24 protein-coding genes are annotated in these 25,985 nt (G+C 72.8%); 11 read left to right on the top strand and 13 right to left on the bottom strand.

What is annotated here, in order from left to right; genetic code table 11:
* Window positions 1-113 precede the first annotated feature (113 nt).
* The gene (locus AB0I72_RS18060) at window positions 114-1,448 is read left to right on the top strand and encodes a pitrilysin family protein (protein ID WP_358569588.1); all 1,335 of its coding nucleotides are present in this window, start codon (window positions 114-116) and stop codon (window positions 1,446-1,448) included.
* Between the two features lie 67 nt (window positions 1,449-1,515).
* On the opposite strand, the gene AB0I72_RS18055 is transcribed toward AB0I72_RS18060, so the two are convergent.
* From AB0I72_RS18055 to AB0I72_RS18030, 6 genes are all read right to left on the bottom strand, one after another.
* A complete protein-coding gene (locus tag AB0I72_RS18055) occupies window positions 1,516-2,778 on the bottom strand; it encodes a Dyp-type peroxidase (RefSeq protein WP_358569585.1) in 1,263 nt (420 codons plus the stop codon).
* Entirely contained in the window at window positions 2,778-3,419 is a 642-nt protein-coding gene (locus AB0I72_RS18050) for a copper chaperone PCu(A)C (protein ID WP_358569582.1), read from the bottom strand. Before AB0I72_RS18050 ends, AB0I72_RS18055 begins: the two co-directional genes overlap by 1 nt.
* 81 nt (window positions 3,420-3,500) lie before the next feature.
* Window positions 3,501-3,968, bottom strand: coding sequence for an Hsp20/alpha crystallin family protein (locus AB0I72_RS18045; RefSeq protein WP_358569579.1), 468 nt, complete (start codon window positions 3,966-3,968; stop codon window positions 3,501-3,503).
* A gap of 43 nt (window positions 3,969-4,011) precedes the next feature.
* Window positions 4,012-5,568, bottom strand: a complete 1,557-nt coding sequence (locus tag AB0I72_RS18040) for a BCCT family transporter (RefSeq protein ID WP_358569963.1) — start codon at window positions 5,566-5,568, stop codon at window positions 4,012-4,014.
* A 243-nt stretch (window positions 5,569-5,811) separates the two neighbouring features.
* Window positions 5,812-6,603 carry an aminotransferase class IV family protein gene (locus tag AB0I72_RS18035; RefSeq protein WP_358569576.1) on the bottom strand — a complete coding sequence of 264 codons (792 nt, stop codon included), beginning with the start codon at window positions 6,601-6,603 and terminating at the stop codon, window positions 5,812-5,814.
* Window positions 6,604-6,669: 66 nt separating this feature from the next.
* Window positions 6,670-7,170 carry a MarR family transcriptional regulator gene (locus AB0I72_RS18030; protein ID WP_358569573.1) on the bottom strand — a complete coding sequence of 167 codons (501 nt, stop codon included), beginning with the start codon at window positions 7,168-7,170 and terminating at the stop codon, window positions 6,670-6,672.
* 252 nt (window positions 7,171-7,422) lie between these two features.
* Here AB0I72_RS18030 and AB0I72_RS18025 point away from each other — a divergent pair, with 252 nt between their 5' ends.
* Together AB0I72_RS18025 and AB0I72_RS18020 are read left to right on the top strand one after the other, a co-directional pair.
* Window positions 7,423-8,874, top strand: a complete 1,452-nt coding sequence (locus tag AB0I72_RS18025) for an SDR family oxidoreductase (protein ID WP_358569960.1) — start codon at window positions 7,423-7,425, stop codon at window positions 8,872-8,874.
* Window positions 8,875-9,009: 135 nt separating this feature from the next.
* Complete coding sequence (locus AB0I72_RS18020) at window positions 9,010-11,205, top strand: MMPL family transporter (RefSeq protein WP_358569570.1); 2,196 nt, start codon at window positions 9,010-9,012, stop codon at window positions 11,203-11,205.
* A 46-nt stretch (window positions 11,206-11,251) separates the two neighbouring features.
* On the opposite strand, the gene AB0I72_RS18015 is transcribed toward AB0I72_RS18020, so the two are convergent.
* Window positions 11,252-11,968, bottom strand: coding sequence for a GntR family transcriptional regulator (locus AB0I72_RS18015; protein WP_358569567.1), 717 nt, complete (start codon window positions 11,966-11,968; stop codon window positions 11,252-11,254).
* A gap of 160 nt (window positions 11,969-12,128) precedes the next feature.
* On the opposite strand from AB0I72_RS18015, the gene AB0I72_RS18010 reads away from it, so the two are divergent.
* From AB0I72_RS18010 to AB0I72_RS17995, 4 genes are all read left to right on the top strand, one after another.
* Window positions 12,129-13,376 carry an NRAMP family divalent metal transporter gene (locus AB0I72_RS18010; RefSeq protein ID WP_358569564.1) on the top strand — a complete coding sequence of 416 codons (1,248 nt, stop codon included), beginning with the start codon at window positions 12,129-12,131 and terminating at the stop codon, window positions 13,374-13,376.
* A gap of 80 nt (window positions 13,377-13,456) precedes the next feature.
* On the top strand, window positions 13,457-14,215 hold the full coding sequence (locus tag AB0I72_RS18005; RefSeq protein ID WP_358569561.1) for a 5-oxoprolinase subunit PxpA: 759 nt from the start codon (window positions 13,457-13,459) through the stop codon (window positions 14,213-14,215).
* Window positions 14,216-14,232: 17 nt separating this feature from the next.
* Complete coding sequence (locus tag AB0I72_RS18000; RefSeq protein ID WP_358569558.1) at window positions 14,233-14,844, top strand: allophanate hydrolase subunit 1; 612 nt, start codon at window positions 14,233-14,235, stop codon at window positions 14,842-14,844.
* A complete protein-coding gene (locus AB0I72_RS17995) occupies window positions 14,841-15,695 on the top strand; it encodes a biotin-dependent carboxyltransferase family protein (protein WP_358569555.1) in 855 nt (284 codons plus the stop codon). Before AB0I72_RS18000 ends, AB0I72_RS17995 begins: the two co-directional genes overlap by 4 nt.
* Before the next feature lie 266 nt (window positions 15,696-15,961).
* Here AB0I72_RS17995 and AB0I72_RS17990 read toward each other — a convergent pair whose 3' ends face one another.
* Window positions 15,962-16,135, bottom strand: a complete 174-nt coding sequence (locus tag AB0I72_RS17990) for a hypothetical protein (RefSeq protein ID WP_358569552.1) — start codon at window positions 16,133-16,135, stop codon at window positions 15,962-15,964.
* Window positions 16,128-16,361, bottom strand: coding sequence for a hypothetical protein (locus tag AB0I72_RS17985; protein ID WP_358569549.1), 234 nt, complete (start codon window positions 16,359-16,361; stop codon window positions 16,128-16,130). The genes AB0I72_RS17990 and AB0I72_RS17985 overlap by 8 nt, the downstream gene beginning before the upstream one ends.
* A gap of 526 nt (window positions 16,362-16,887) precedes the next feature.
* Here AB0I72_RS17985 and AB0I72_RS17980 point away from each other — a divergent pair.
* Both AB0I72_RS17980 and AB0I72_RS17975 read left to right on the top strand, forming a co-directional pair.
* Window positions 16,888-17,703, top strand: coding sequence for a helix-turn-helix transcriptional regulator (locus AB0I72_RS17980; protein ID WP_358569546.1), 816 nt, complete (start codon window positions 16,888-16,890; stop codon window positions 17,701-17,703).
* Window positions 17,700-17,879, top strand: coding sequence for a DUF397 domain-containing protein (locus AB0I72_RS17975; protein ID WP_358569544.1), 180 nt, complete (start codon window positions 17,700-17,702; stop codon window positions 17,877-17,879). The genes AB0I72_RS17980 and AB0I72_RS17975 overlap by 4 nt, the downstream gene beginning before the upstream one ends.
* A gap of 44 nt (window positions 17,880-17,923) precedes the next feature.
* Here AB0I72_RS17975 and AB0I72_RS17970 read toward each other — a convergent pair whose 3' ends face one another.
* Window positions 17,924-18,742 carry a hypothetical protein gene (locus AB0I72_RS17970; RefSeq protein WP_358569541.1) on the bottom strand — a complete coding sequence of 273 codons (819 nt, stop codon included), beginning with the start codon at window positions 18,740-18,742 and terminating at the stop codon, window positions 17,924-17,926.
* Window positions 18,743-19,017: 275 nt separating this feature from the next.
* Between AB0I72_RS17970 and AB0I72_RS17965 the strand changes: the two genes are divergently transcribed.
* Together AB0I72_RS17965 and AB0I72_RS17960 are read left to right on the top strand one after the other, a co-directional pair.
* A complete protein-coding gene (locus AB0I72_RS17965) occupies window positions 19,018-19,419 on the top strand; it encodes a peptidase inhibitor family I36 protein (RefSeq protein ID WP_358569538.1) in 402 nt (133 codons plus the stop codon).
* 73 nt (window positions 19,420-19,492) lie between these two features.
* Window positions 19,493-20,368, top strand: coding sequence for a hypothetical protein (locus AB0I72_RS17960; protein ID WP_358569535.1), 876 nt, complete (start codon window positions 19,493-19,495; stop codon window positions 20,366-20,368).
* A 73-nt stretch (window positions 20,369-20,441) separates the two neighbouring features.
* Here AB0I72_RS17960 and AB0I72_RS17955 read toward each other — a convergent pair whose 3' ends face one another.
* The 3 genes from AB0I72_RS17955 to AB0I72_RS17945 all read right to left on the bottom strand — a co-directional run bounded on the left by AB0I72_RS17955 (window position 20,442) and on the right by AB0I72_RS17945 (window position 25,860).
* A complete protein-coding gene (locus AB0I72_RS17955) occupies window positions 20,442-23,387 on the bottom strand; it encodes a BTAD domain-containing putative transcriptional regulator (RefSeq protein ID WP_358569532.1) in 2,946 nt (981 codons plus the stop codon).
* Between the two features lie 387 nt (window positions 23,388-23,774).
* Window positions 23,775-25,136, bottom strand: coding sequence for a BTAD domain-containing putative transcriptional regulator (locus AB0I72_RS17950; RefSeq protein ID WP_358569529.1), 1,362 nt, complete (start codon window positions 25,134-25,136; stop codon window positions 23,775-23,777).
* Window positions 25,137-25,203: 67 nt separating this feature from the next.
* Complete coding sequence (locus AB0I72_RS17945; protein WP_358569527.1) at window positions 25,204-25,860, bottom strand: NlpC/P60 family protein; 657 nt, start codon at window positions 25,858-25,860, stop codon at window positions 25,204-25,206.
* Window positions 25,861-25,985 lie beyond the last annotated feature (125 nt).

Below are 25,985 nucleotides of genomic sequence, written 5' to 3'. Positions count from 1 at the left end.
GCGGTCGCACCGGTGGTGTGGCCGCCCCCACCGCGTATGCTCTGCTGGACCGGCGGGGCGCGCGGCGCCCGCGGACCGACCCAGCGCACCAACGACGCGAAGAAGAAGGTTTCATGAGCTCTGTCCCCATCGCCGCCGAGCAGGAGCCGGACACCACCGTCACGCTGCTGGAGCCCGAACGCGGGTCCGGCCTCGTGCGGCGGACCGTGCTGCCCGGTGGTCTGCGGGTGGTCACCGAGGACGTCCCCGGCGGCCGGTCGGCGGCCTTCGGGATCTCCGCGACCACGGGGTCGCGTGACGAGGACGCGGCGCACGCGGGGTCGGCGCACTTCCTCGAACACCTGCTGTTCAAGGGGACCCGGACGCGTTCGGCGATGGAGATCTCCGCGCTGCTGGACGGGGTGGGCGCCGACCACAACGCCTACACCACCAAGGAGCACACCTGCTACTACGCGAAGGTGCTCGACCGGGACCTCCCGCTGGCGATCGACGTCGTCGGTGACATGGTCGCCAACTCGGTGCTCGACGAGCGCGAGGTGGAGACCGAGCGCGGCGTGATCCTGGAGGAGATCGCCATGTACGAGGACGAGCCCGCCGACCTGGTGGACGACGTCTTCGCCGCGCACTTCTTCGGGGACAGCCCGCTGGGTCGGCCGATCCTCGGCACGATCGACACCATCCGCGCCCTGCCCCGCGAGCGGATCATCGAACAGTACCGGTCCGCCTACGTGCCCGGTGAGCTGGTGGTGACCGCCGCCGGAAGCCTCGACCACGACGAGGTGGTGGCGCGGGTCCGTGAGATGTTCGCCGACCAGCTCGCCGCCGCCGGGGACGGCCGTCCGGCGCGCCCGCGCCTGAGCGACGGCCCGGTGACGACGTTCGGCGGCACCGTGGTGGAGCCGCGCGAGACCGAGCAGGCGCACATCATCCTGGGGTCGGAGGGCCTGCCGCGCACCGACCCGCGCTGGCACGCCCTGCGTCTGCTCAGCGCGGCGCTCGGCGGGGGCATGTCGTCCCGACTGTTCCAGGAGGTGCGCGAGAAGCGCGGTCTGGCCTACGCGGTGCACGCCTACCACACGGGCTACGCCGACACCGGGACCTTCCAGATCTACGCGGGCTGCCTGCCGGAGAAGGCCGACGAGGTCATCGGCGTGTGCCGGGACGAGCTGGCGAAGGTGGCGGCGGCCGGGATCACGGCCGAGGAGCTCACCCGGGCCAAGGGCCAGATCCAGGGCACGTGGGTGCTGGGCAACGAGGGCACCAACGCGCGGATGGGCCGCCTGCTCGGGCACGAGCTCAACCACCCGCGCCACCTGTCGATCGACGAGGACCTCGCGCTGTTCGACGCGGTGACCGAGCGGGACGTGGCCGAGGTCGCCGCCGACCTGCTCGCGCGTCCGCGCGCCCTCGCCGTCATCGGCCCCTACGACAAGGACCGCCGCTTCTAGCGAAGCGGAGGCCCCAGGCGAGCGCGCCTCCGGGGTGCCGCCCCGAGCGGAGCGGCGCCCCCGGGGTTCATCCCTCCAGCAGGGTCTGGCCGACGTACCCGCCGTCCGCACAGCCCGGCGGCACGGCGAACACCGCCGACCCCACGGCCGTGACCCACTGGTTGAGCAGGTCCAGCTCGTCCAGCTGACGCTGGATGGGGACGAACTGGCGCAACGGGTCGGCCTGGTAGGAGACGAAGAGCAGTCCGGCCTCGCCCTCCACGCCGTCGCGCAGGTCGTAGTTGTAGCCGCGGCGGAAGATCCGCTCGTCCGGGTCGCCCGTCCGGGCCCGCCGCACGTGCGCGAACGACGGTATGACGGTCAGGCCGTCGGGCCCGGTGGCCTCCAGGTCGACCTCGTCGTGCTCGTTCCCGCCGGTCAGCGGCGCGCCGTTGTCCAGACGGCGCCCCATGACCGCCTCGCGGGCGGGCCGGTCGATCTCGTCCCACGTGTCCAGGTCGGTGGCGATCCGGCGCAGGACGAGGCTGGTGCCGCCGGCCATCCAGTCCGGGCCGTTCCCGCCCCAGACGAGGTGGTCGAAGTCCTCCGTTCCCGGCGCCGGGTTGACGGTGCCGTCCACCTGGCCCATGAGGTTGCGCATCGTGGTGCCGTCGGGCTGGGAGCCGTGGGCACGCCGGAACCCGCTCTGGGACCAGCGCGGCCGACCGAAGGGACGGGCGTCCCGGACCATCATCCGCACGGCGTGCGAGACGGTGACCGGATCGTCCGCGCAGACCTGGACGAGCAGGTCGGCCTCGCCCCACTCCGGGCGCAGGTCGTCCTGCTCGAACTCCGGCAGCGGACCGAGCCAGTCGGGCACGGCGTCGGGGTCCACCCGTTCGACCAGCCCCCGCCCGAACCCGAAGGTGGTGGTCAGACGGGCGGGGACCTCGGCCAGTTCGGGCTCGGTGTCGGTGAGCGAGGGGACGCCCTGGGTGAGGCGCGCGGCGTTGTCGCTGAGGATGACCATGAGCCGCCGCACGGCGTCGGCGTTCGCGTCGTCGTTCAGGTCGAGGGCGACGAACGTGGCGTGCGACTGCGGCGGCGTCTCCACACCGGCCTGGCGCCGACCGTGGAACGGCACGGTGCGACCGCCGTGGAGGGGCGCCGACTCCGATCCGGGAGCCGGGTCGGTCCCCCCGACCAGCCGGTGCGCCGCGGTGGCCCCGGCCGCGCCGACGCCCACCGCGCCGAGTCCGGCCGCGCCGCCCAGGAGCAGTCCCCGGCGGCTCATCCGGCCGCCGCGTGCCCGGCGGTCGCGCGTCTCGTCCTCGGGTCTTCCGTCGGCCATCACTCGTCCCCGTACCCGTCGCCGGAGTCGCCACCGTCCTCGTCCGTGTCCGAGCCGCCGCCGTGGCCGGAGTGGTCGCCCTCCATGCCCTCCATGTCGCCCATGTCGTCGCCCTCGCCGCCGTCGTAGTTCTCGTTGGCGCCGGTGTAGGGCCGGATGGCCGCGTCGAAGGAGGCGGTCGAGCCGTCCGCGAACTCCACGGTCACGGTGAGCTCGTTCCCGGCCTCCAGGTCCTGGGTCAGCTCCATGAGCATGATGTGGTAGCCGCCGGGCTCCAGGGTGTGGGTCTCGCCGGCCGGGATGACGAAGCCCCCCTCGACCTCGCTCATCGTCGCGTCGGCCCCGTCCATGGAGACCTCGTGCAGCTCGACCATGTCGGCGCCGTCGGCCTCGGCGGCGACGATGGTCATCTCGGCCCCGGAGGTGTTGGCGATCTCCCCGAAGACGCCGGTCATCCCCTCCTCCTGGGAGACCGCCTTGATCCAGGGGTCGGTGATCTCGAAGCCGTCGGCCGCCGTCGCCTCCGCCGCGGCCTCCTCGGCCGGTGCCTCCTCCTGCTCGCCGGTGCCGCCGCCGCAGGCGGAGAGGGCGAGGGCGAACAGGGCCGCCGCCGTGGCGGAACGGGTGGTGCGCTGATGCATCGGGTGACTCCCGTGTCGGGCCGCGGACGCGGCCGTTCACCGTGACAGTCGCTCCGCGGCGGCACTCGGTTCCCGGCGTTCTCAGCGGCGCCTGCGCCGGCGAATCTCGATCGGGGTGGGCGCGGCGGCGTTGGCCGCGCCGTGCACGGTGACCTCCAGCAGCCCCTCGCCGTAGCCGGCCTCGACGTCCTCGTCCCCGACGTTCTCGGGAAGGGTGATGTCGCGGCGGAAGGCGCCCATGTACCGCTCGGAGGAGTAGTAGACGACGTCGTCCTCGTCGCGGCGGCGCTGTCCGCTGATGGTGAGGACGTTCTGGGTGAGGCTGACCACGACGTCCTCCTCGTACACCCCCGGGATCTCGCAGCGGATCACCAGGTCGTCGCCGCGCGCGAGGATGTCGGTGGGCGGGCTCCACGCGTCGGCGAAGCCGCGCTCGCGCTCTCCGGCGTGGCTGATCTCGCTCGATGACATGGTCTCGGAGATGCGGTTCATCTCGGTGATCATGTCCATCACCCCGTGGAAGGGGTTGCCCTTCCTCCTGCGTGTCACGGCCGCCTCCTGCGGGTCTCGGTCTGCGGGTGGTCCATGTGGGTCACTCCTCCCGGGGGCGCGGGGCCGTGGCGCGGTCCCGGGCGCGGATCCCGGCCTCACCGGGGCGCGGCTCCTCGGCCAGTGCCCTGCCCAGGCCCCACAGCATGAACATCAGGATCACGGCGAACGGCAGCCCGGTCACGACGGAGGCGGCCTGGAGGGCGGCGAGGGCGTCCGAGCCGCCCAGGACGAGCAGGACGAGGGTGACGGCGCCCTCGGAGATCGCCCAGAAGGCGCGCTGCGCCCGGACCGGGTGGAGGTCGCCGCCGTTGGTCAGCGTGTCGACCACCAGGGAGCCGGAGTCGGACGAGGTGATGAAGAAGATCGTGACCACCAGGATGAGCAGCAGCGCGATCGCGTCGCCGAGCACGGGTGAGAACGTGAACATCACGTCGACGAGGCGGAACGCGCGCTGTTCCTCCGGCAGCTCGGACAGTCCGCCGCCCTCGAAGAGTTCGTAGAACAGGCCGGAGCCGCCGAACACGCCGAACCACAGGATGGACACGATCACCGGTGCGAACAGCGCGCCGACGACGAACTCGCGGATGGTGCGGCCGTAGGAGATCCGGGCGAGGAAGACGCCGACGAAGGGCGCCCAGGAGATCCACCAACCCCAGTAGAAGATGCTCCACGCCGTGGTCCACCGGGCCGCCTGGGGGTCGGCGAGCGGGCTGGGAAAGGACAGGCTGAGCGGGATGAGGGCGGCCAGGTACTCGCCGGCCGCCGTGGTCATGGTGCTCATCATCCACAGCTTGGGACCGAACAGGAAGACCACGATGAGCAGAAGGAACGCCAGCCACAGGTTGATGACGGACAGGCGGCGGATGCCCTTGTCGATCCCGGCGAGCACGCTGAGCAGCGCGATGCTGGTGATGACGATGATGATGATCGACTGCACGGGCTGGCTGACGGGCACGCCGAACACGTGGTTGAGACCGCCGTTGATCTGGAGCGTGCCCAGACCCAGGGACGTGGCCAGGCCGAAGAGCGTGCCGAACACCGCGAGGATGTCGACGAGGTTGCCGGTCCAGCCGAACGCGCGGTCGCCGAGCAGCGGGTAGAGGGCCGAGGCCGGGCGCAGGGGGAGGCCCTTGCGGAACGCGAAGTAGCCCAGCGAGAGCCCGAGCGCGATGTAGATCGCCCACGGGTGGAAGCTCCAGTGGAAGAAGCTCAGCGCGAGCGCCTCGTCGGCGGCCTCCGTCGGGGGCGCCTCGCCCTCGGGGACGAGGAAGTCGGCGTTCCTCGGCCAGGTCAGGTGGTGGATGGGTTCGGACACGCCCCAGAACACCAGACCGATGCCCATGCCGGTGGTGAAGAGCATCGCGAACCACGCCAGGGTGCTGAACTCGGGGCGGGCGTCGTCGGGGCCGAGGCGGATCCGGCCGAACCGGCTGAGCATGAGGTAGACGGCCAGGATGAGGAAGAACGTGGTCGACAGGACGTAGAGCCAGCCGAGCTGGTTCCCGATCCAGTCGCGTGTGGCCGTGGCCGCGTTGAGCAGCGGGACTGTGGCGAAGACGCCGACGACGACGAAGGCGATGATCACGGCCCCGGACACGAAGAAGACCGCGGGGTTCGTGTGCTCCCGTAGGTAGTCGCGCAGGGTTGAGATGGTGGCTCCTCCCCAGCCCCGGAGGGTCGGCTGCCCTGCTGGCCGGGACGGCGGTGTCCGGTGTCGAATGGCGTCCGTGCGGGCCACGGCCGATGTATTCCGGATGGTAGGGGGAGGCCGGGGCGAGTGCCCGGGTGGCGCGATCCGGGAGTTTCCCCCACCGTCCCCGACGAAAGGGGCCGGGCGGGGTCAGAGCGGCTGGCCCGGCAGGGCGGCGTAGGCCTCGGCGAGGCGGTCGACGAGCACCGACCGCGGCAGGTGGACGCCGTCGATCGCGGTCACCGGGCGCACCCCGGTCGTGGCGTTGGTGGTGAACGCGCCCGCCATCCGGGTGCAGGCCGCGGCGGCGATCGGCCGGGTGGAGACCGGGACCCCCAGGTCGACGGCGGCCCGCTCGACGAGCTGGGCGGTCACGCCCGGCAGGCACGGGGCCTGCGGCCACACCAGGCCGCCGCCGTCCAGGAAACCGATGTTCCAGGTGGGGCCCTCCGAGACGCGGCCGTCCGGGCCGGTGAACAGCGCGTCGTCGTACCCGTCGAGTTGGGCGGTCCGGCGTTGGCGGATCGAGCCGAACAGGCCCGTGCCCTTGACCTGGGGGAGGTCCCGGGTGAACGGGCGGGTGACCAGGCGCAGGGGGCGCGGCGGGGCGGTCGGGTCGGGGGCGGGCCGGGTGGTGACGAGGATCTGCGGCAGCGCGCGGGCGGCCGGACGGCCCAGGTCCAGGTCCGGGTCGTAGACGGTCACGCGCACGACGCGGGGGGAGGGGTGGGTGCGGGCGGCGCGGCGGACGAGTTCGCGGACGCGGGGCAGGTCCAGCTCCGTGCCGAAGAGCGTGCGGCAGTCGCGGGAGAGCCGTTCGGCGTGCAGGTCCAGGCCGCGGACGCGCAGGTCCGTCACGAGCATGGTGGTGAAGTGGCCGTATCCGTACAGGGCGAGGCCGGCGAGTTCCCCGGTGCTGACGGGGCGTCCGTTCAGTTCCATGTCGTCCCCATCATGGCATTCCGGGACCTTGTGTCACCGGAGTTTCCCGCAGGCGCGGCAGGGAGGTCAGACCGGGGGGCGGGGAGCGCGGACGACACCGTCGAGGGTCGCGCCGACCCGGTCCAGCCAGCCGACGATGACGGCCAGTTCCTCGTCGGAGTAGCCCTCGTGCAGCTCCGTCATGGCGTCGCGCATGCCCGGGGACGAGGCCGCGGCGAGGCGCTCGGCGCCCTCGGCGAGCCGTACCGCGACCTTGCGCCGGTCCTCGGGGTGGCGGGTGCGCTCCACGAGACCGCGTTCCTCCAGCCGGTCGAGGACCCCGGTGACCGAGCCCGTGGACAGGCACAGGCTGTCGGCGATCTCCCCCGGGGTGAGGGTGCCGGACACACGCAGCAGCGTGTAGCACTGGAAGTCCGTCGGGTTCATGCCGCTGACGGTCGCCATCCGGTGCAGGAGGCGCACCAGGCCGACCGCGAGCCGCTGGCCGCCGTCCTGGAGCGCGTCGTAGAGGTCGGCCCGCGACCGTGTGTCGGGTCCGCCGGAGGGCGAGGCCGGCGCCGTTTCCATGGAGCTCCCGGCGGGTCGGTGACCGGCTGGTCCGGTCCTACCCAGGAGTCTAGAGGGGCCGTCGGAAGGCGTTCCCGGGCGGCGGCCGACCGGGTCCGGCGGTGAACCGTCGTCGGCCGGGTGCGACCGGCTCCCACGGGGAACACCGATGGGGGGAGGCGCGATGGAAACCCTGGACACGTGTGCGGCCGCCCGGCGGCGGGAGTGCGGGCGCGGCCGCCGTGCGGCGGCCGGGACGGCGGGCTGACCGCCGTGCGGGTACTGGTGACCGGTGCCAGCGGGTACGTCGGGGGTCGGCTGGTGCCGCTCCTGCTGGACGCGGGACACGACGTCCGGTGCCTGGCGCGTACCCCGGACAAGCTCCGCGACCATCCCTGGCGTGACCGGGTCGACGTGGTCCGAGGGGACGTGACCGACGGGTCCGGCCTGGCCGAGGCGCTCGCCGGGGTGGACACCGCCTACTACCTCGTGCACGCGATGGGCGGGGGGCGTGGTTTCGCCGGTCAGGACGCGTTGGGCGCCCGCGTCTTCGCCTGCGCGGCCGAGAAGGCGGGCGTCGGACGCGTCGTCTACCTCGGTGGCCTCGCCCCGGAGGGGGTGCCGCTGTCGGCGCACATGGCCTCGCGGTCGGAGGTCGGCGAGATCCTGCTCGCCTCCGCCGTGCCCGCCGTCGTCCTGCGGGCGGCGGTGATCATCGGCTCGGGTTCGGCCTCCTTCGAGATGCTGCGGCACCTGACCGAGCGGCTGCCGGTCATGACCACGCCCCGGTGGGTGCGCAGCCGGGTCCAGCCCATCGCCGTGCGCGATGTGCTCCGGCTGCTCGTGGAGTCGGCGGAACTGCCACCGGGGACTGACCGCACGTTCGACGTCGGCGGCCCGGAGGTGCTCACCTACGCGGAGATGATCCAGCGGTTCGCCGCGGTCGCGGGGATCCGACGCCGGTGGATCATCCCGGTGCCCGTCCTGTCGCCGGGGCTCTCCAGCCTGTGGGTGGGGCTCGTGACGCCCGTGCCCCCGTCCATCGCGCGCCCGCTGGTGGAGTCGCTGCGCCACGACGCGGTGACGCGGGAGGACGACCTGTCCGACCTGCTTGACGACCACGACCGGCTCCGGTTCGACGAGGCGGTGCGGCTCGCGCTGCGTCGGGTGGACCAGGCGCGCGTGGACACGCGGTGGTCGTCCGCCGCCTGGCCGACCGCCCCGTCGGACCCGCTGCCCACCGATCCGGACTGGGCGGGCGGCAGTCTGTACACCGACGAGCGCTCCAGGCCCGTGGACGCGCCGCCCGACCGGCTGTGGGCGGTCGTCGAGGGCATCGGCGGAGAGCAGGGCTGGTACTCGTGGCCGCTGGCCTGGGCCGCGCGCGGATGGATCGACCTGGCCGTGGGCGGTGTCGGCCTGCGCCGGGGCCGTCGGGACCCCCGCCGCCTGCGGGCGGGGGACTCGGTCGACTTCTGGCGGGTGGAGGAGATCGTCCCCGGGGAGCTGCTGCGGCTCCGGGCGGAGATGCGGCTGCCCGGGCTGGCGTGGCTGGAGCTGGGGGTCGGGCGCGAGGACGGTCGCACCGTGTACCGCCAGCGTGCGCTGTTCCGTCCGCGAGGACTGGCCGGGCACCTCTACTGGAAGGCGGTCACCCCCTTCCACGGACTGGTGTTCGGTTCGATGGCTCGCAACATCGCCCGTCGGGCGGGCCACGAGGGGTAGGACACGAGGTCGTCGGTCGTCAAGCCCCCGGGGGGCCGGTCGTCCGGCTTCGTGTTACCGTCGTGGGGAAATTAGCTCGGAAAACAAGATAGTTGTTTTCAGAGGTATTGCCGTTCGACGTGGAGGTGGGCTGCGATGACACGGGACACCGGGCGCCGGGGTCGGATACCCGGGCTGCTGGCGGCCGTGGCGGTGGTGGCGTGGATTCTCGGCGCGGGCCCCCTCGGCTCGCTCCTCGGCGCTCTCGGCGACGTCCAGACCAACGACCCGAGCGCCTTCCTGCCGCTCGGCGCGGAGTCGACGCGCGCCGGGGAGCTCGCGGAGGAGTTCGCCCGAGGTGACGGCGTGCCCGCGATCGTGGTCTACTCCGCCGAACGGGACCTGGACGCCGACGATCTGGCGGCGCTCTCCCGGGTCGCCGAGGACCTCGCCGACCGGCCGTGGGTCGACGGGGCCGTCGTCGGGCCGCTTCCCGGGACGGAGGACGCCTCCGTCGCGCAGATCATCGTCCCGATCGGCTCCGGGGCCGACACCGCGGAGGCCGTCGGCGAGCTCAGGGACGTGCTCGCGGACGACCCCGTGCCCGGGCTCCAGCCCCAGGTCACCGGACCGGCCGGGTTCGCCGCCGACCTGTCGGCGGCCTTCGGCGGCATCGACACGACCCTGCTCCTCGTCGCCCTCGCCGCCGTCCTGGTCATCCTCGTCGTCGTCTACCGCTCGCCCCTGCTCCCCGTCGTCGTGATCGTGGCCGCGCTCCTGGCCCTGGCGTTGTCCGGCGCGCTCGTGTACGCCGCCGCCGACGCGGGTCTGATCACCCTCAACGGCCAGAGCCAGGGCATCCTCTTCATCCTCGTGGTCGGGGCCTGCACCGACTACGCGCTGCTCCTGGTCGCCCGGTACCGCGAGGAACTGGCGGCGCGGAGCACCGTGGCGGAGGCCGTCGTCGCCGCCCTGCGCGGCGTGATCGGCCCGATCCTGGCCTCCGCCGGAACCGTGGTCCTCGGGGTGCTCTGCCTGCTCGCCGCCGACCTCGCCTCGACACGCGGGCTGGGCCCCGTCGTCGCCATCGGGATCGGCGCGGCCGTCCTGGCGGCGCTGACGTTCCTGCCCGCGGCGCTGCTCCTCCTCGGCCGGGCCGCGTTCTGGCCCCTCGCGCCAGGCCGTCGGGGCGGCCGTCAGGGCAGGGGCGCCGGTGAGGGCGCGGACGCGGTCCCCGCCGAGCACCGCGTGTGGGGCGCGGTGGCGGCGTCGGTCGGACGCCGGCCGCGCGCCTACTGGGTGGGAACCGCCGTCCTCCTCCTGGTCGCCGCCGCCTTCGCGCCGCGGTTCGACGCGGAGGGCGCCTCACAGGCGGAGATCTTCCGGACCGAGGTCGAGGCGGTCGACGGCCAGGAGACCCTGACCCGCGGCTTCGGAGCCGACTCCACGGCCGCCCCGGTCCTGGTCGTCGCCGACGCCGAGCACGCGGACGCCGTGGTCGCCGCGGCGGAGGGCGTCCCCGCGGTCACCAGCGCCGACACGGTCCGCGAACCGGGTCCTCCGGGCCGGGAGGGCGCCCCGATCACCGAGGACGGGCGCGTCCTGGTCGAGGCCGTGCTCGCGGCCCCTCCGGAGTCGGCCGAGGCCGTGGACGCCGTGCGGGAACTGCGCGGCGCCCTCGCGGAGACCGACGGGGCCGACGCGCTCGTCGGCGGGGTGACGGCGACCGCCCTGGACACCCGGGAGACGGCCCAGCGCGACTTCGGGGTCGTGGTCCCGCTCGTCCTCGTGGTGGTCTTCCTCGTCCTCATCCCGCTCCTGCGCTCGCTGGTGGCGCCCCTGCTGCTGATGGCGGCCAACGTGCTGTCCTTCGCCGCCGTCCTCGGCGTCGGCGCCCTGGTCTTCGAGCACGTGCTGGGCCTGCCCCCCGCCGATCCCGTGGTGCCCCTGTTCGCCTTCGTCTTCCTGGTGGCGCTGGGGATCGACTACAGCATCTTCCTCATGTCCAGGGCACGGGAGGAGACCCTCGTCCACGGCCACCGGCCCGGCGTCCTGCGCGCCCTCACGGTGACCGGCGGCGTCATCACGTCGGCCGGCGTGGTGCTGGCCGCGACGTTCGCCGCGCTGGCGGTCATCCCGCTGCTGTTCCTGCTCCAGCTGGCGTTCCTGGTGGCCTTCGGCGTCCTCGTGGACACGCTGCTGGTGCGGTCGCTGCTCGTCCCCGCGCTCGCGCTGGAGCTGGGGGAGCGGACCTGGTGGCCGGGGCGCGCGGGCGTGGCCGTGCGGGACGGGGAGGACCGTTCCACGGGACGGAGCCGACGCGACCGGGAGGTGGTCGCCGACGCCCCCTGAGCGGGATCCCGCCCACGGCGGAGGCGGGGGTCGGACGGTCGCGCGGTCAGGAGCCGTCCGAACCCCGCTCCATCACGGTGAACGCCGTGACCAGCTGCTCCTCGGAGGCGTCCAGGTAGCGGGACAGCTCGGCGGCGGCGCCGTCGGCGTCGCGTTCGGCCAGCCGGAGGTGGATCCGTCGGTTCCAGTCCAGGTAGGGGGCGTGGAACTGCTCGGGCGCGTTCATCACGTGGAAGACCAGGCGGGTCTCGGCCAGCACCTGGTTCATGAACTCGTCGATCCGCGCGCTGCCCGCCAGCCCCGCCAGCGCCCGGTGGAAGTGCATGTTGGCCGTGCCCATGGCCCACCAGTCGGCCTTCTCGCGCGCCGCCTCGCCCTCGGCCACGGCGGCGCCGACGGCGGCGACGGCCTCGTCGGGGGCGTGCCGCGCCCCCCGGACGGCGGGGATCTCCAGCGTCCGGCGCACGCTGAACAGGTCGCGGACGTCGTCGCTGGTGGGGTGACTGACGAAGACGCCCCGGTGCATCTGGTGCACCAGGAGACGCTCACGTGACAGGAGGCGGAAGGCCTCGCGCAGGGTGTTGCGGGAGACCCCGTACTTGCGGCTGAGCCGCTCCTCGGACAGGCGGGTCCCGGGGGCGAGCGCCCCGTCGATGACGAAGACCCGCAGCATGTCGGCGACCCGTTCGGCCTGGCTGGTCGCTCGGGCCAGGGCCTCCGGTGGCTCGGGGAGCCGGTCGATGAGGTCGTCCGTGGCCGTCACGTGGGCTCCTTCGAGGGCGGGATCATCCCCTCCATGGTACGACCGGCGGGTTCGATTTTACTTACCGGGTCTTTACCGGCTTTGTTGGATTGAAGTATTGTTCAACAATCCCACGATGGTGTGGGTCACATCGATCCCCCTCCACACCTGGAGACACCCCATGGACGACTCCTCCGCCCCCTCCAAGGTGCGCCCCCGTCCCGCACGCGTCGCGCTGAACAGCGGCCTGCTCGGCGCCCTGTTCCTCATGGCCACCAGCGCCGTGGGGCCCGGCTTCATCACCCAGACCACGACCTTCACCGCCCAGCTGGGCGCCACCTTCGCCTTCGCCATCCTGGTGTCGGTCCTGGTGGACATCGCCGTCCAGCTGAACATCTGGCGCGTCATCGGCGTCGCCGACATGCGCGCCCAGGACCTCGCCAACCGGGTGTTCCCCGGGACCGGCTACCTGCTGGCGGCCCTCATCGTCTTCGGCGGGCTGGTCTTCAACGTCGGCAACCTCGCCGGGACGGGTCTCGGCCTGGAGGCGATGACCGGACTCGACCCGCGTGTCGGCGCCGTCCTGTCCGCGGTCCTGGCGGTCGTGATCCTCGGCGTCCGGCGGCTCGGGGTGGCCCTGGACCGGATCCTGGTCGTGCTGGGCGTCGCGATGATCGCCCTGACCCTGTACGTCGCGTTCGTGTCCCGGCCGCCGGTCGGGGAGGCGCTGCGCCAGTCGGTCCTGCCCGACCAGCTCGGCAGTGACGTCTTCCTCGCGACCGTCACCATCATCGGCGGCACGGTCGGCGGCTACATCACCTACGCGGGCGCGCACCGCCTGGTCGAACTGGGCAAGGGCGGGCGGGAGAACGTCTCCGCCATCACCCGCACCTCCGTCACCGGCATCATCGTCACCGGCGTCATGCGGGTCGTGCTCTTCCTCGCCGTCCTCGGCGTGGTCGCGGGCGGCGCCGCGATCGCGGACGCGGCCAACCCGGCCGCGGAGGCGTTCCGCGTGGCGGCGGGCGAGGTCGGGCTGCGGATGTTCGGCGTCATCTTCTGGGCCGCCGCCGTCAGCTCCGTGATCGGCGCGTCCTACACCTCCGTCTCCTTCGTCACCACCTTCCACCCCGTGGTCACCCAGCGCCGAGGCCTGCTGGTCACCGCCTTCGTCGGCGTGTCGCTGGCGGTCTTCCTGGTCGCCGGGAAGGCCCCCGCAACGCTGCTCGTCCTGGCGGGCGCGCTCAACGGCGCCATCCTGCCGATCGGCCTCGGCATCATGCTCTACGCGGCCACCCTCCGCTCCCGCGACCTGCTCGGCGGCTACCGTTACCCGCGCTGGCTGCTCGCCGTCGGCTGGGCCGCCTGGGCACTGACCCTGTACATGGCCTGGAACGCGCTCGGCGGCATCGCCGCGCTCCTGGGCTAGCCCACCCCGACCCCGGCCGTGCCCCGCCCGGACCCGGTCACCGGGCGCGGGCGGGGCACGACCCCTGAGGAGGACCCACGTTGCGCATCGACCTCAACTCCGACCTCGGCGAAGGCCACGGCCGCTGGGAACTGGGCGACGACCAGGCGCTGCTGGCCATCGTCACCAGCGCCAACGTCGCCTGCGGGTTCCACGCGGGCGACCCGACCGTGCTGCGGCGCACCACCCGCGCGGCCGCCGAACGCGGTGTGGCCGTCGGAGCGCACGTCGGGTACCGCGACCTCACCGGGTTCGGGCGTCGCTTCATCGACATGCCGCCCGGCGAGCTGGCCGACGACGTCCTCTACCAGCTGGGCGCCCTGTCCGCGTTCACGGGGCTGGCCGGTGAGCGCGTCCGCTACGTCAAGCCGCACGGCGCGCTGTACAACGCGATCGTGCACCACACCGACCAGGCCGCCGCCGTGGTCGAGGCGGTCCGCTCCTTCGACCCCGGCCTCGTCGTGCTCGGCCTGCCCGGCTCGGAGTTCCTGCGGCTGGCGGAGGAGGCCGGGCTGCCCACCCGCCGCGAGGCGTTCGCCGACCGCGCCTACACCCCCGAGGGGACGCTGGTCTCCCGCCGCGAACCCGGCGCCGTCCTGCACGACCCCGACCGGATCGCCGACCGCTGCCTGCGCATCGCGCGCGGCGAGCCGATCACCGCGGTCGACGGCGGCGAGATCCGCGTCGAGGCCGACTCGCTCTGCGTGCACGGCGACAGCCCGGGCGCGGTGGAGATCGCCCGCACCGTCGCCGACACGCTGAGGGCCGAGGGCGTCACCCTCGCCCCCTTCACCGCCTGACCCTGGAGGAACCGAACGTGCGCGTCCTGACGTGCGGCGACACCGGTGTGCTGGTGGAGGTCGCCGACCTGACGGAGGTGATCGCCCTGCGCGCCGCACTCGCCGCGCACCCCGTGCCCGGGGTCACCGACGTCGTCCCCGCCGCCCGCACCGTCCTGCTGCGGGTGGAGCCCGGAACGAACACCGACGCGGTCGCCGCCGCCGTCACCGCCCTGCCCCTGGGAGGGGCGGAGCGGGCGGTCGACGGCGACACGGTCACCATCCCGGTCGTCTACGACGGCGAGGACCTCGCCGACGTCGCCGCGCTGACCGGGCTCACCCCGGCGGAGGTCGTCAAGGCCCACACCGCCGCTGCCTGGACGGTCGCGTTCTGCGGTTTCGCGCCCGGCTTCGGGTACATGGTGGGCGACGACCCGCGCCTGCACGTCCCCCGACGCCCCGAGGCGCGCACCCGCGTGCCCGCCGGTGCGGTGGCCCTGGCGGGGGAGTTCGCCGGGGTGTACCCGCGCAGCTCCCCGGGCGGGTGGCAGCTGATCGGCCGCACCGACGTACGGGTGTGGGACCTGGACCGCGATCCCCCGGGGCTGCTGCGTCCCGGTGTGCGCGTGCGATTCACGGAGGCGGCGTGAGCGAGCTGGAGATCCTGGCCACCGGGCCGATGACCACCGTGCAGGACGCGGGGCGGTTCGGGCACGCCGACCTCGGGGTGGGGCGGTCGGGCGCGGCCGACACCGCGTCCTACGCCCTGGCCAACCGGCTCGTGGCCAACCCGGTCGGCGCCGCCGCCCTGGAGGCGACCATGGGCGGTCTGCGCGTGCGCGCCCGCGGGGCGGTGACGGTGGCCGTCACCGGGGCGCCCGTGCCGCTGCAGGTGGACGCGCGCGGCGCGGCGGTGGACTCCGTCATCCACCTGCCCGACGGCGCGGTGCTGACCATGGGCGTTCCCGCGCGGGGGCTGCGCACCTACCTGGCCGTGCGCGGGGGCGTGGACGTCGCCCCCGTGCTGGGGTCGCGCAGCACCGACGTCCTCGCGGGGCTCGGCCCGGCCGTGCCCGTGCCCGGGACCCGGTTGCCCGTGGGACCGGCGCCCGCGGCGTTGCCCCGGGTGGACCACGTGGCGACCGCGCCGGTGGGCGGTCCGTCGATCGGGCTGCGCGTCGTGCTCGGGGCCCGGGACGACTGGTTCACCGACGAGGCCGTGGCCACCCTGCTGTCCCAGGAGTACGAGGTGACCGCGCGCAGCGACCGGGTGGGGGCGCGCCTGACCGGACCGGCGCTGGAGAGGGCGCGCCACGGCGAGCTGCCGAGCGAGGGCATGGTTCCGGGGTCGCTCCAGGTGCCGCCGAGCGGGGAGCCGGTGCTCTTCCTCGCCGACCATCCCGTGACCGGGGGGTACCCGGTCGTCGCCGTGGTGCGCTCGGCCGACCTGCCCCGGGCGGCCCAGGCCGTGCCCGGGACGCGGGTGCGGTTCCGCCTGTGAGTCCTGGCGGTCACCGACGTTCACGCCACCGACCACCAGGTGCCGTAGCCCTCCGGGCGGTGCCCCGGGTCGTGGTGATGTTGTGGCCGCAGCGGGAACAGGTGGCCGACGCCGTCGTTCCGTGGCGGACCGGCGGTTGGTCGGGGACGTAGTCGTGGCCCCGCCCGCTGGGGCACGCGGTCGCGCCGTCCATGGTGTGCTCCGGGTTCTCCGCCGACGGCCTCCCGGCAACGGGGGAGGGCCCGGCAGCGGTGGGTCGTGGTGGATCAGGAGTCCAGCGCGGCGCGGAGGATGGTCTGGAGGCGGGCGATCCGGTCGTCGTCGACCGCCAGGCTGGGCGGCAGGATCAGGGCGAGCCCGACCGCGTCGGCGAGGGTCGTGGGGGTCGGGATCTCCACCGGATCGGGAGGCGACCCGTGGTCTTCTCGGTGGTCATTCACGGGTGGCCTCCCGGTTCTCCAGTGGCGAGTGCCAGACCAGGGCGTGCGGGTGCCGGTCCGGGCGCGGGCCCCGGGCGACACGGGTGACGTGGCCCCGGGTGGCGCCGTAGACGGGGTGGTTCTCCAGGTCGGCGCCGAGGTGGCGGATCCGGGCGCCGTGCGCGTCGGCCCAGGCGCGCAGTTCGGACACCGTGGGCAGTTCGCGGATGTCGCAGACGCGGGTCATCGGTGCGCCCCCAGCCAGGAGAGGCCGTCCAGGGCCGCGCGCAGGACGCACGCGGGGACGGTCATCGAGCAGGGGAGGGGGACGTAGGAGCGGACGCGGTGGGCGCGCCGGGGCCGTCGAGGGAGGGGGATCGGGTGGTCGGTTTTCCTGTTTCGCGGATTTCCGGAGTGTGCGCGGGTAGACTTTGGCATCGGTCTTCGCCTTCCTTGATCACATCGGGTGAGAGGCCCGCGCCCCGGAGCCGCTTCTATCGGCACGGGGCGCTTCGTTGTTTTTCGGGGCCGTCCCGCCCTCCCCCCACCTGAGGGCGGGACGGCCGGGCCACCGGGCCCCTGAGCCGTTCGCGGAGGACCGTCCCGGTGGTCGGCCCGACCCGAGGGCCGGGTCGGGTCGAGTGACACTGACGCGTCGCCCGGTAGTGGAACCGTGCCTGAGCAGCCATCTCGCGGTCCAGGGGTGAGCTGTTTTCCGAGCGGATTTGCAGGAACCACAAGTGAGGAATCTGAATCCGTGGTTTCCTGTGGCAATGGCGAAGAAAAAGCTAGTCAACGAAGCGGCGGTCGCGCTGTTCGCGAGGGAAATGTTCCTCAGGCGTAGTGCGTCCGGATTGTCGCAGAAAGAGTTCGGAGACCTCATTGGCGTGTCTGGCCAGCAGATCGGTGCGGTCGAGCGGCAGGAACGCGCCCCGACACGGCAGTTCGCCCGCTTGTTGGACGAGAAGTTGGGTGTGAACGGCTACTTCACCGAGTTGTGGTCCGCGACGAAGCTGCTGGGGCACCGGCGTTCGCTGCCCAAGTATGTGGAGTTGGAACGACGGGCCCAGAACATCCGCCAGTTCCATCCGCAACTCGTCCCAGCTCTGATACAGACGGAGGAGTACGCCCGGGTGGTTCTGCAAGCGGGCTTTCCCCCGAAGCCTCACGCGGATATCGAGGAACTCCTGGAGACGCGAATGCGTAGGCAGTCGATCCTGGGGCGGGGGGAGCCGCCCTTCGTGGAGTACGTCCTGGACGAGGCGGTGCTGCGGCGCATGGTCGGCGGTCCGGACATCATGCGAGCTCAGTGGGACAGCATCATCGAGCGAATGGACCAGCCGTTCACCAAGGTCCAGGTGATCCCCTACGATCATGGGGCATACGCTTCGATGGAGGGCGCATTCACCATCCTGGGACTATCGCCGGTGGAGTCTGTGATGTACCTGGAGAACGCCGAGAGCGGACAGGTCTACGCAGACCCTCAGATCGTGGCGAACGCTACCGGTCGGTTCAACTCTCTGATGGCGGTAGCACTCTCCCCTGCATCGAGCAGGGACTTTCTGGTGAGGGAAAGGAACAAGACGTGAAGACCGTCGATGGTTACCACAAGTCCTCTTACAGCGGGCACTCGGGGGAGTGTGTGGAGGTCTCCGAGGGGCCGGTGACCGGTGTCCGTGACACGCGGTACCGGGAGCTTGGCCGCCTCGACGTTCCCGCTGGTGAGTGGGCCGCCCTCCTGGCCTCGATGCGCGTCGGTCGGTAGAGCTCCGGGGCCCTCGCCGGTGGGTGGGACCCCGTGGGGAGGCGTCACGACGCGTTCGGCGGCTCCTGGTCGGGGAAGGACTGGTCGCGGCCGGTCTCCTGCCCCCGGATCTCCTCCTCCCGCTGCTTCTTCCTGAGCCCGTGCTCCCTGCGTCGCGAGTACCCCGACTGGCTCGCGTACAGCTCCTTCGACGTGCGCGACGCGTCGTCCCGGCGCGCCCGTCGGGCCATCCGTCCGAGTTCGTCCGCCTGTTCGTCCACCTGCGGGTCGGGGTGCCGTGCCGACCCCGCGGGCGGCTCGGGCAGGTTGCGGCGCGCCTCGTCCAGGATCTCCGCCGCCGCCTCCCGATCGCCGCGCCGCAGCGCCTCGCTCGCCCTCCGCTTCGCGGTCTGCGCCCGTTGCAGCGCCTCCTCGGTCCGCACGTCGGGCCTCGGGGCCCTGCCCGCGGCCTCGTCCCCCGGCACCACGTTCACCGTGACCGGCAGCGTCGTGGTGTAGGTGGTGAGCGTCGCCGGGTCGACGTAGGTGGCCTCCACGGTGGTGACCGTGACCGCCCCCAGCGTCGACACCCCGGGCACCTCGACGCGCAGCAGCAGGCGTCGGCTCTCCCCCGAGTAGAGGTCACCCAGCTCCACCATGAGGGAGCCGTCCGGAAGCGCCGACGACGGAACCTCGCCGATCACCTCGACCCCCCGCACGTGCGGGCCGGACGGCACCCGCAGCGACACCGCCTGCGCCGACTTCGCCAGCGGGCGGTCGGCGTCCTTCTCACGCTCGGGCGCGGTCGCGTCGAGCAGGACGGACACGGCGTCGTCGGTGTCCAGGGGCACGACGTCGAAGTCCAACAGCGCGGACAGGTGCATGGCGTTCTCCCCGGGGTCGGCTGCCGCCCAGGGTAGGGAGCGGGCCCGACGATCGACCCGGCGTGGCCGGATCAGGCCAGCCCGGAAGCCGCCGCACGACGACGCGGAGACCTCACGCGACAAGTGGAAGGCAAGCGAGAACAAAGCCGGTGACGACAGCGTGGTCTCCAGCGCCCGCGCATGACAGGGAGCACATCCGGCCGTGACGCCCGTCCTCCACCTGTCGAGCGCCCTCGGCTCGGGTGCACGTCTGTTCCATCGTGAAAGGGAGTCTCATGTCTGGAATGAAGCGCAAGATCACCACCGCTGGTGTCATGGCCTCGATCGCCCTGGCGGGTGTGCTCGGCATCGCTCCGGCCGCCTCGGCCGCCGCCGCCCCCACCGTCGGGGCCCAGGCCAGCTACCTCTACATCTACGAGCACGACGACTACAAGGGCGGCTACGCCCGCTTCTCCGGCAACGACAGCAACCTGTCGAACAACTGCTGGTCCGGTAGCGGCTGCCGTGTGGTCAACGACAACGCCAGCTCGATGAGGAACCAGACCTCCAGGGGCGTCTCCATGTACAAGCACTCGAACTACAGCGGGCCGTCCTACTACGCGCAGCCGAGGTCCTCCGACAAGGACCTGACCAACAACGGGTTCGACAACAACATCAGCTCGATCAGGTTCTGGTAGTTCGGAAACGGGCGGGGGCGGATGCTGGACCTCTCCGCCCCCGCTTCTCAGGTGGAAGAGCGGAATGTCCCTCATGTCCAACCCACGTTCCCTCCTGACGGCAGGGTTTCTGTGCGTCGTTCTCGGCCTCACCGCCTGCGGTGCCCGAGGAGACGACGGAGCCGAGAATCCCGTCATCCCCGCGAGTGAGCAGACTCGGTCACTGGTCCTTCCCTTCGACGACCACACCCTCTCCCCCTTCGAGATGCAGATGATCGACTACGCGGAGGACCTGGTCATCCGTGACTGCATGAGAGATCACGGCATGGACTGGGAGATCCTTCCGGTTCCGGAGGAGGAGGGCACCGACCCCCCGCACCGGCGACGCTACGGCGTGATCGAACCCGAAGTGGCCGAACGCTACGGCTACGTGGCACCGGTCGGATCCGAGGACGACAGGGCTCGGGCTGAGGTGTGGGAGAGCCGTGAAACGCTGCCACAGGAGGAATACCTGAGGGCTTTCGGCGACGACGACGGCGGCGGGTGCCACGGCCAGGCCCGGGAACGCGTCACGGACGGTGTTCCCGACATGGACCACAACCTGTTGAACTCCTACATCGCCACGGGATTCGACGCCTCGCGGGAGGCCCCCGAGGTGGTCGACGCCTTCGCCGACTGGAGCACGTGCATGGCGGCCCGGGGCTTCGACTACGAAACACCCGTGGACACGGGAGACGACGCTCGTTGGGCGGACAGGGAGGACGAGCCGCTCCCGGAGGAGATCGAGGTGGCGACGGCGGACGTGGCGTGCAAGGACGAAGCCTCGGTCGTCGAGATCTGGTGGAGCGCCGAGGCTGAGGCACAACGTGGTCTGATCGAGGAACACCCTGCGGATTTCGCTCTCTTCGCCCAGGTGCGCGAGGGTCTGTTGGAAAGGGCCCGAGCGGAGATCGAGGCGTTGGGTCCTTGAGGCTCGTGGAACGCTCGATCGCCTGGTGGGCCCTCTACCGTGGATGGGGCCGCGTCGGCCGGGGAGAACGCCGTCAGGGCGTGATCGCGGTCCTGTCCGCGCGGGCGCGCAGCTCGGCCAGCTGGTCGGCGGCCCGCGCCCTCAGGAGGGCGTAACCGTGTCGGTCCGCCACCGCCCGCGCCTGTTCGGCGAACCAGGCGGCGCGCTCGTTCCGGTCCAGCCCGGCGCAGGCCGCGGCGCGGCCGATCAGCGCCTCGATCGAGTGCCAGTGCACCCCGTCCCGTACCTGGTGCCGCAGGGAGTCGGTGAACAGTGCGTCGGCGTCGGCGTGCCGACCGACCGACAGCTCGGCGCGCCCCCGGGCGTTGAGCGCGGCCGTCACGGCCCACGGCGACCCCGACTCCTCCGCCGCCCCCATCGCCCTCCCGGCGTGGGCGAGCGCGTTGGCCGGGTCGTCGACGTCGCACAGCACCTGGGCCAGACCGGCGAGGGCGACCGCCCGCGACGTCGGGCTGCCGATCCCCTCGGCGATCTCCAGCGCCTCCCTGGCGTCCGCCCACGCCGTGCCCGGGTCGCCCAGAGCGCGGCGGTTCCAGCTCATCTCGCACAGCAGCCAGTGGAGCAGGGGCTCGGATTCGGACTCGCGGCATGCCTCGATCGACCGGGCGAGTTTCCGGTGCCCCTCCTCCACCTGCCCCATCCACCCGAGGATCGCCCCCAGCTGACCCATCGCGGCCGCCGTCCCGGACCGCCAGCCGATCTCCTCGGCCGTCCGCCACGCCCGCCCGAGGACCGGGACCGCCCCGGTGAGGTCGCCCTGGTGCGCGGCGGCCCTGGCCAGCCCGAGCAGGGCCCGGGCCCGGGTGCGGTTCGAACCGGGCTCCCGGTGCACGTCGAGCGCCGCAGTGAAGGCCTCCACCGCCTGAGTGGTGGGACCGAACCGCAGGTAGGCGTCGCCCAGGAGCACGTGCATGGCGGCCTCGGCCTCCGGTTCCGCGCACCTTCGGGCGCAGTCCAACCCGGCCCGTGCGGTGGTCAGCCACGCGGTGTGCGGGCCGCCGTCCCGGACCAGGGGGGACAGTGCCCGGACGAGGCGCACCACCTCCTCGGGGCGGCCGTGCTCACGGGCGTGGACGACGGTCGCGGTGATGTTCCCCCACTCCTCCCACAGACGCGGCTCGGATCTGTCGACCGCGTCCTGGTAGTGGGCCAGCAGCCGGTGCGCGACCGACTCCCTCTCCCGGTCCGAGGCGAGCTCGGCGGCGTGGGCCCGCACGAGGTGCTGGAACCGGTACCGGCCACCGGGGCAGCGTTCGACCAGGTGGTGGGAGCTCAGTGCGCGGAGCCCGTCCGCGGCCAGGTCCGGGGACACGTCGGCGACGGCCGCCGCGGTCCGGTACGTGACCGATCGCAGGGGAACCGTTCCCAGCAGCCGGAAGAGGCGGGCCACGTCCGCGGGCAGTGACCGGTAGGTGCCGGAGAAGGCCGCCGCCACGCCGCCGGAGCCGCCGTCCTCGGAGAGGAAGGAGAAGCGTTCCGCCCCCTGGAGGGCGTTCAGTGCCTCGGGGACGTCCCAGCTCGCGGTGCTGATTTTGGCGGCGGCCAGACACAGCGCCAGGGGCAGGTGTCCGCAGTGCTCGCCGATCTCCGCCTCGGCCTCCGGCCGCCCCGACAGGGCGTCGGTGCCGGTGACCGATCTCAGGAGTCGGACCGACTCCTCGGGACTCAGCACGTCGAGGCGGACGCGTCGCGCCCCGTGCCGAGCCACGAGACCGCTCAGGTCGCGCCGACTGGTCACCAGGACCATGCTGCCCCGGCCGCAGGGCAGCAGCGGCGTGACCTGTTCGGCGGTCGCGGCGTCGTCGACCAGCAGGAGCAGTCGCCGGTCGGCGGTCATCGACCGGTAGAGCTTGGCCAGCCCCTCGACGTCGTCGGGCAGGAAACGGTGGTCCGCGCCCAGGCTGTGCAGGAGGTGGCGGAGCGCGTCGTGCGGGTGGACCGGTTGTTCGCCCGATCCGTGCAGGTCCAGGTGGAGCTGGCCGTCGGGGAACGACTCCCGGACGGTGTGGCTCCAGTGCACGGCCAGGGCGCTCTTTCCCACCCCGGCGATCCCGGTGACGCACACGATCGCGTTGGCGTCGCGGGAGCCGTCCAGGACGGCGTCGAGTTCGGCCAGTTCGGCCGTTCGGGCCACGAAGCCGGGGACGTCGTACGGCAGCTCGGCGGGGCGGACGGGGGAGGCGGACGCGGGCGTCGGTTCCGGCTCCTGGACCGCATCACCGCGGAGCAGCCTTTGTTGGAGCCGTCGCAGACGGGGACCCGGTTCGATGCCGAGTTCCTCCACCAGGTGGTCGCGCAGGTCGGTGTAGACCTCCAGGGCCTCCGGCGTCCGGCCGCAGGCGTGGAGTGCGCACATCAGGCTCTCGGCGACCGTCTCCCGGGCGGGGTGGAGTGACAGCGTCCGGCGCAGCCCGCCGACGGCCTCCAGATGACGGCCGGTGGCGATCTGGAGTTCGTGGATCTCGTCCAGGGCCGACAGGTGCCGCTCCTCCAGCCAGGGGCGCGCGGAGTCGGCGAGGGACGGGGTGACACCGGCCAGGGGTGGCTCCGACCACAGGGCCACGGCGGCCCTCAGCGCGGTGAGCGCGGCGTCGGGCCGGTCGGCGGCGCGATCGGTCCGGGCCCGGGCGAGGAGCAGTTCGAACTCACCGAGGTCGGTCGACGCGGGGTCGACGGCGATCTCGTAGCCGGAGGGGCGCCGGACGATGGTCTCCGCGCCCAGGAGTCCGCGCAGGTGGTGTACGTGCACCTGGAGCTGGCCGCGGGCGTTGCGCGGCGGATCGCAGCCCCACAGCAGGTCGATCAGACGGTCGTCGTCGACCACCGTGCGGGGGTGGAGGAGGAGCGACGCCAGGACCGTCCGGCGCTTCGGCCCACCGACACGGAGAGGTTCACCGTCCCTGACCACCTCGACCGGTCCGAGCAGTCGAAACCGGATACCGCTCCGGTCAGCTCGCACGCCTACCCCCGTTTATCCATAAATCTCCGTCCTTCAAGATTTTACCGATGCGGGGGAAAGGGGTGGAGCGGACATCCGCACACGTGTGTGGGGCCGAGCCCGCGGTGCCGGTATTCCCCCGGCCGAGTTCCACGGCAGGTCCCCGTGCCGGTCACGGCCGCCGTCAGGAAGCCCGAGGAAGGTGCTCAGACACGGGGGCGCGGGACGCGGCCAAGGGGTGCGGTGGGCGCGTCGGGGCTGGTGGGGAGAGGGATCGGGCGATTGTTTCTCCCATTTCTCGGATTTTGACAACGCGGGCGGATGAGCTGCCGCACCGGCCCTCGCCTTTCCCTTCTCTCCTCCTCGGCGGGGCCCGCGCCCCGGGGTGCTTCGCCGTTTCGGCGGCGGTCAGCCGGAGGCGTCGTCGACGACGAACACCTCGTAGAAGACCCCCGTCATGTTGGGGTAGTAGAGCTCTCCGTCGGAGTCCGTCATCTTCCACAGGACGCGGCACCGCCCGGGCTCGGTACCGGCGGTGACGACGACGCTGATCACGGCCGGCTTCCCGGGCTCGGTGTCGGGAACGGGGACCCGCTCGGCGGAGGTGCAGCTCCCCTCGCCACCACTCTGCCGGGACATGTACCGGTCCCGCCACGGGATCAGCCCCGTGTTGGTCAGCTGCCAGGACTTGACGAACTCCTCACCCGGGCTGACCGGGGTCCCGTCGGGGACGGTGACGTCCATGTCGAAGCGCGAGGCGTCCCCGCGGATCGGGCGTGCGGTCTCCGCCACGGGCGACACGGAGCTCTCCGAGGCCGGGGATTCGGCCGACCCGAGCCCCGTGACCTGCACGCTCACCAACGTCAGAGCGGACCCGGCGACGGCGCCGACCACGGTGTGGGCCCATCCGGGAAGGTCGAACCGCCGTCGTGGCGCGGACGCGGCGGGGGCGGGGGGCGGTTCGTCTTCTTTGGTGGGCCTGGGCGGCGCGGCCGGGGGAGGCTCGACCGGCCGAGGCGCGATCGGGACGGTCACGTCGTGCTGCTCGCGCAGGATCCGCTGGTGCAGCTCCTGGATCTCCGGTCTCGGGCCGCACCCGAGTTCCTCGGCGAGCCTCCGGCGCAGCCGCTCGTAGGCGTCCAGCGCCTCCGCCGACCGTCCGGAGGCGTGCAGCAGCCGGACCAGACCGCCGTGCAGAGACTCCCGGAGGGGATGGAGTCCGGCCTGCTCGGACAGCTCCGCGATGAGGGTGGGCTCGGGTCGGCCGTCCCGCAGCGACAGGTCGGCGTACAGTTCCAGGGCGGTGAGCCGCAGTTCGCGCGCCCGCTCCCGCTCGGCCTCGACGCAGAGGGTGTCGGGGACGTCCGCGAAGGGCTCGCCCCGCCACAGCGCCAGCGCGTCCGCCAGAAGGCTTCTGCCCTCCGTCGAGTCCGGCGCCAGGCGGACCGCCTTCCGCAGCCGGGCCAGGTCCGACGGAGCGGACGCGAGGAGGTACCCGCCCGGGTCCGTCCGAACGGTCTCGAAGATCTCCTCGGACCCGCCGACGGAGCGCAGCGTCGCGCGCAGCCGCGAGGCGCGCACCTGAACGGCGTTGGCGGGGTTGGCGGGCAGACGTTGCGGCCAGAGGGCGTCGGCCAGGTGCGAGGTGGAGACCTGACCGCCCGAGTGGGCCAGCAGTTCGCCGAGGAAGAGACGGTCCTTGGCGGCCCGCGGGGCCGCCGACGCATCGCCGTTCGTGATCCGCAGGGGGCCGAGTACGAGGAAGTCCACGCCGAGGATCCTCCCACAACGGGATGAACGGATCTCAGGCGTGGACGGCGGTCAGTGCCTGCTCGATCTACTCGATGAACCGGACCACGGCGGACATGGGAGGACCGTGGGGCCCGTCGACCCGCGACACGCGGATGCCGTCGGTGTCGCGCGGCGGGGCCGCCTCGATGATCCGGTCGCCGCCGACGTAGAGCGCCACGTGTGTGGCCGAGGAGGGGGCGTCCCCCCAGAGGACCAGGTCACCGGGCGCCCGCTGACCGTAGGGAACCCTCCTCGCGGAACCGTGGTCGTACTGCGCCTCGGGGTGGGCGCCGATGTCGATGCCCGCGCCGTTCCAGAAGGCGTACAGCGTCAGTCCCGCACCGTCGAAGCCGAGGACGTCGTGGTCGTAGTGGCCGTCGGGGCTGGGGGAGCTGATGCCGTAGGAGGCGCCGCCGTAGCCCCCGGCGCCCCAGGAGTAGCTGTAGCCCCGGCCGATCTGCGCCCGGGCGGTGTCGATCACCCGCCGAATCCGCTCCTCCGGGGTCCCCGAGGCCGATCCGCGCGGGCCGCCGACGCGGCCGTGGCCCACGGCGCGCGCGGCGGCCGCGGGGCCGGGGCGGCCGGGGCGGTCCCCCGCCCGGAGGTGGTCGGTCGCCCCGGCCCGCCGGTCGGAGCCGTGCGCCTGGTCGCCCCGTCGGGCGACGTCGATCGTGTCACCGGGGTGTCGCGGTTTCGTGAACATGACCGCCAGCGTCGGCGAACCGGCTGTACCGGAACTGCATCCCGGGTGCAGCGGGGGCACAGCGGTGGTGCAGGCGCCCCGGGGAGACCAGGTGAAGGGGCGGAGCCGCGGTCCCCCGCCCGTCG

This window comes from Nocardiopsis sp. NPDC049922, assembly GCF_040660275.1.
In the GTDB taxonomy this organism is placed as follows: Bacteria; Actinomycetota; Actinomycetes; order Streptosporangiales; family Streptosporangiaceae; genus Nocardiopsis.
The sequence above is the reverse complement of the archived record's forward strand: the minus strand, read 5'-3'. Positions and strand labels throughout refer to the sequence as shown.